This is a genomic window from Pseudomonas sp. P4_C3, assembly GCF_056402075.1.
The window spans coordinates 1-4,526 of the sequence record NZ_JBFUIC010000317.1 but is presented as its reverse complement, the minus strand read 5'-3'; the positions used below and the strand labels follow the sequence as shown (position 1 = coordinate 4,526).

General features: G+C 59.2%; 4 protein-coding genes. 2 read left to right on the top strand and 2 right to left on the bottom strand.

What is annotated here, in order from left to right:
* Window positions 1-92: 92 nt before the first annotated feature.
* A complete protein-coding gene (gene kynU / locus AC1DVH_RS26585; protein ID WP_477756298.1) occupies window positions 93-1,343 on the bottom strand; it encodes a kynureninase in 1,251 nt (416 codons plus the stop codon).
* Between the two features lie 376 nt (window positions 1,344-1,719).
* Here kynU and AC1DVH_RS26580 point away from each other — a divergent pair, with 376 nt between their 5' ends.
* Window positions 1,720-2,193, top strand: a complete 474-nt coding sequence (locus tag AC1DVH_RS26580) for an Lrp/AsnC family transcriptional regulator (protein ID WP_108218106.1) — start codon at window positions 1,720-1,722, stop codon at window positions 2,191-2,193.
* A gap of 12 nt (window positions 2,194-2,205) precedes the next feature.
* Here the strand turns inward: AC1DVH_RS26580 and AC1DVH_RS26575 are convergent, their stop codons facing one another.
* A complete protein-coding gene (locus AC1DVH_RS26575) occupies window positions 2,206-3,219 on the bottom strand; it encodes an AraC family transcriptional regulator (RefSeq protein WP_477756297.1) in 1,014 nt (337 codons plus the stop codon).
* 374 nt (window positions 3,220-3,593) lie between these two features.
* Between AC1DVH_RS26575 and AC1DVH_RS26570 the strand changes: the two genes are divergently transcribed.
* Window positions 3,594-4,526 (top strand): Rieske 2Fe-2S domain-containing protein (locus AC1DVH_RS26570; protein ID WP_477756296.1); only part of this gene is annotated, 933 nt, incomplete at its 3' end.

Genomic DNA, 4,526 nt, shown 5'->3' with positions numbered 1-4,526 from the left:
CCTTATTATTGTGATTGCAGAACTGGTTATTGCCGGCGGCCGAAGCCCTGCCGCTGGGAAACTCCCGCAGCAGGACAAGGACGCCGCAGAGTTCAGGTCACGCTGTGGCGAACCTGGAATTGCGCTTGCGACCAGGTGTTCCGGTCGAGGATATCGCCGAGGATCTGTACCGCATCCCAGACTTCGGTGAAGGTCGTGTACAGCGGGGTGAAACCGAAACGCATGATGCGTGGCTCGCGGTAATCACCAATCACGCCCCGCTCGATCAGGGCCTGGATCACCGCATAACCTTCGGGGTGTTCGAAGCTGACGTGACTGCCACGTCTGGCGTGCTCACGCGGCGTGATCAACGTCAGATCGTGAGCCGCGCAACGCTGCTCGACCAATTCGATGAACAGGTCAGTCAGCGCCAGGGATTTGCGGCGCAAGCTGACCATGTCGGTCYGGGCAAACACGTCCAGGCCACACTCGACCATCGCCAAAGAGGTAATCGGCTGGGTGCCGCACAGGTAGCGCGCGATGCCGCTGCTCGGCTCGTAATGCGACTCCATGGCGAACTGCCGTGAGTGGCCGAACCAGCCGGACAGTGGCTGCGGCACCAGATCGCACAACTGTGGCGAAACCCAGACAAAGGCCTGCGAGCCCGGCCCGCCATTGAGGTACTTGTAGGTGCAGCCGATGGCGTAATCGGCACCCGCCCGATGCAGGTCGACCGGTACCGCGCCCGCGGAATGGGCCAGGTCCCAGATCGCCAGCGCGCCACATTCGTGAGTCAGCGCGGTCAGGGCCTGCATGTCGTGCATGTAGCCGGTCTTGTAATTGACGTGGGTGAGCATGACCACTGCCGTGTCCTGGTCAATCGCTTGCGGCAACCCTTCAGGACTGTCGACCAGGCGCAGGGTATAACCCTGTTGTAGCATCTGCGCGAGGCCTTCGGCGATGTACAGGTCGGTGGGGAAATTGCTCGATTCACTGACGATCACCCGTCGCTGCGGCGACCTGGTGGCCTGTACGCGCAAAGCGGCGCTCAGCACTTTGAACAGGTTGATCGAAGTGGTATCGGTCACCACGACTTCACCCTCCCCCGCACCGATCAAGCCCGCCAGGCGGTTGCCCAGACGCTCCGACAGCTCGCGCCAGCCTGCGCTGTTCCAGCTGCGGATCAAGCCATTGCCCCACTCCTCGGCGACCACCGCTTGAGCCCGCGCCAAAGCAGCGACCGGCCGCGCGCCCAGGGAGTTGCCATCGAGATAGATAACGCCTTCAGGGAGCGCAAACTGCCGGCGCAGGGGCGCCAGCGTGTCCTGGGTATCAAGCGCCAGACAATCGTTTCTTGTCGTCATTGGGTGTCCTGTTTTTTGTTATGCGGCGCCCTCCGGGCAGGTTGCATCGACCTGCCCGGGCGCCCTGATTCAAGGCAATTCGCCTAATACTGATCAGTTGACACACAAAATCTGTGGGAGCGAGCTTGCTCGCGATGGGGGCCTAATATTCAACATCAATGTTGACTGACCCGCCGCTATCGCGAGCAAGCTCGCTCCCACAAGGATTGCAGTGTTCAAACCCTTGGCTGACCGGCATCAGGCAATTCGCCCGCCTTTCGATGGAGAGATAATGAACTAACCATTGGAGAATTTTCGTGCAAAGTGGGCAGCGCTATAGTAGTTATCTCGCAGAATATTCGAATCAAACCCCAATAAACGCGGATTTATTCAAACCATGAATCTTGACTCGACAGACCTGCGAATCCTGCATCAATTGCAACAGGATGGCCGCATCAGCAATCAGGAATTGGCGGAGAAAGTCGCCTTGTCACCGTCGGCTTGCCTGCGTCGTTTGCGCCTGCTGGAAAGCGAAGGAATCATCACCGGCTATCGCGCGGTGCTGAACGCCGAACGGCTGGGCATTGAACTGGAAGCCATCGTTCATGTGTCGCTGCGACAGGACGTCGAGGACTGGCACGAGACCTTCATCAAGAAGGTTCAGCAGTGGCCGGAAGTGGTCACCGCCTATGTGGTTACCGGGGCAAGCAACTATGTGTTGCGGGTGCAGGCCCGCAACCTCAAACACTTCTCGGATTTCATCGTCAACCACCTCAACCGCACCGCCGGCGTCACCGATATACGTTCGGAAATCGTCCTGCAAAAAATCAAGGAGCGTGAGCAATTGCTGGATCTGGTGGTACGCAAGTAAGGACGCCGACCTTCAAAGCCCGTGCAGGCGCCGGGCTTCGTTGCGCTGCAACGTCATGCTCGGGGTTTCGTCGAACAGCTTGCGGTACTCGGTGGAAAAACGCCCCAGGTGCATGAACCCCCAGCCCATCGCGATCCCGGAAATATTGCGTGCCGAACCGTGCTCAAGAATCTCCTGGCGCACGGCGTTCAAGCGGTACTTTTTCAGGTAGACCATTGGCGACATGGCGAAGTACTTCTTGAACGCATCGAACAACTTGAAGCGCGAAACGCCGGCAGCGGCCTCGATGTCCTCCAGATGCAACGCTTCGCGGGCGTTGTCGTGGATGTACTGTCGAGCCCTGATCAGGTAGTGCGGCAACTTCACGCCCAGCACGTCCCGCAGCGCCTGCGAATAGTTGTTGGGCTGGGCCAGGATCAAGCCTTTGATCAGCGAGCTTTCAATGTCCCGGGTGAAGGCCACCTGTTCGAAGAGTTCGCTGCTGCGCGCAAGCTCGTCGATGAAGTAACGCGCCATGCGCCACCACGACGCCGATGCGCCATCGATCGCATCCATCACCGGCTCGAAGCGCAGCGGCGCGTCCAGAGGCCGTTGCAACATCCCCTCCAGCGCTTCGCTCATCGCGATACGCGTAATCACTACCTGAACCTTGCGACAGTCACCGGAGATCGCCAGCAGCTGGTTTTCATTGGGCGACACGATGACCCCTTGATCGCGGTCGGACCTGAGCACGCTGCCATCCTTGCTCAGCTCCTGTTGGCCCACCAGCGGCAAGCTCAGGCTGTAGCTGCTGAAGTGCTCGGCGTCTTCGATATCGATGGTGACATCGGTGCCGTATTCGATAGTACCCAGGGTGGTGGCCATCGATTTGAACATGTTGGCGTTGTGATGAAAGCGAATCCGTTCGGGGGTCGCGCTCACCAGTCGATGGGGCCCGCAGATACCGGACATCCAGCTTCTGGCGGCCTCCAGGTCATCGCTGTCGACACGAATGTCGCGAAACTGCGGATCCACTTTGCTGCTCATCACGGTGCACTCACAGGCAATATTTTCGGCGCGCTCTGACGGCGCGTACCAGGCGGGAAAGGAGCAACTTCCACGCCATAAATCGTCGGCGCCCACTTAACGGATAGTGATCGGTAACTAAGCGGATAAGACATGGCTGACAAAGCCGCAAAAGCACTCGATCAGCACTCGGCGCATTGCAAAACAGTATCTGATTGGCGCAATCAGGTGCAGCCGTTTATCACCTGGTGCGGGATTTGTGTCATCGCTGCCCAACCAACTGTTACCGCCCCCCCAATTTTACGGACTGCCTTCGCCAACTTATCGGATAGACCGCCACCCGCCCCGCTCCTCTAATGAGCGCACCGATTAGCCCAATAAAAAAGGTGCACACCATGAGTGGCGAAAAAAACGTCGAGCAGTGGAAAGCGTTTATCCAAAGCTGCCTGGATTTCCGCCTGGCAGAGGGCGTATTCCGCATCGCCCGGGACATCTTCACCGAGCCGCAGCTGTTCGATCTGGAGATGGAACTGATCTTCGAAAAGAACTGGATCTACGCCTGCCACGAAAGCGAGCTGGCCAACAACCACGACTTCGTGACTATGCGCGCCGGCCGCCAGCCGATGATCATTACCCGCGACGGTGATGGTCAGCTCAATGCGCTGATCAATGCCTGCCAGCATCGCGGCACGACGCTGACCCGCGTCGGCAAGGGCAATCAGTCGACCTTCACCTGCCCGTTCCATGCCTGGTGCTACAAAAGCGATGGTCGCCTGGTCAAGGTCAAGGCGCCGGGCGAGTACCCGGAAGGCTTCGACAAAGCCACCCGCGGCCTGAAGAAAGCCCGCATCCAGAGCTACAAGGGTTTCGTCTTCATCAGCCTGGATGTGCACGCCGACAACAGCCTGGAAGACTTCCTCGGCGACGCCAAAGTGTTCTTCGACATGATGGTCGCCCAGTCGCCGAGCGGTGAGCTGGAGGTACTGCCCGGCAAGTCGGCCTACACCTACGACGGCAACTGGAAACTGCAGAACGAAAACGGCCTCGATGGTTATCACGTCAGCACGGTCCACTACAACTACGTGGCCACGGTGCAGCACCGCCAGCAGGTCAACAGCGAGAACGGCACCGCCGCCAGCGGCACCCTCGACTACAGCAAGCTCGGCGCCGGTGATGCCAATACCGATGACGGCTGGTTCGCCTTCAACAATGGCCACAGCCTGCTGTTCAGCGACATGCCCAACCCGTCGGTGCGCTCCGGCTACGCGACGATCATGCCGCGCCTGATCGAAGAACACGGCCAGCAAAAGGCCGAGTGGATGATGCAT